General features: G+C 33.3%; 1 protein-coding gene. It reads right to left on the reverse strand.

Features of this window, described 5'->3' with window-relative positions:
- The coding region (locus tag CXF74_RS21570) for a hypothetical protein (protein WP_157822523.1) at window positions 1-642 on the reverse strand (642 nt) is incomplete at its 3' end.
- Window positions 643-666 lie beyond the last annotated feature (24 nt).

Below are 666 nucleotides of genomic sequence, written 5' to 3' on the forward strand. Positions count from 1 at the left end.
AACGATACTTGAATTATTACTTTTTACAGTAAGTGATGATGAGGTATGAAATCCACCTTTATTAAATTGGAAACTCGATTTTGGTGCAAACAATTGACTATTTGAAGATAATCTATATGCAACATAATCATGGTGTTTGTTACTAGAAATGGTTTGTTTTGACATCGAAAAAGAAGTCGATGCGCTTGAAATTTGTGGTGTTGAGGTGATAGTTACGGCTTCAACACTGTTACAGTTATTGATTGTTACTGGGACCTCTTCAAATATTCCATTATCTTGCTCAATTCGTTGAGTACCACTTATTGCCACACACATATCTACATCACCTAAGGTTTCAGTCCTTAAAAAATGAGCGACGCTAAAACGATTAAGCGGACTGTCAGGCATATTTTCAGTTATATCGCTTTTAATTCGTGGAGTGACCTCTAATTGCTCAATCCAATGGGCGTAGCCGTTATCTTGAGTATCAATATTCCAATCTTTGTTTAATGGAATTAATGAATTACTATCACATAATGTGATTTTTTTTAGTGAAAATTCATTTGTTGCTTCATAATCTACAAAAACAACGCCTTGCATTATACCATTTGAATAAATATGACCACTTCCTAAAACCTCTAACGCGAGATTTTCTATTTCCATTTTATTTACAGATGAAGAAACATT

This window comes from Psychromonas sp. Urea-02u-13, from assembly GCF_002835995.1.
GTDB lineage: Bacteria > Pseudomonadota > Gammaproteobacteria > Enterobacterales > Psychromonadaceae > Psychromonas.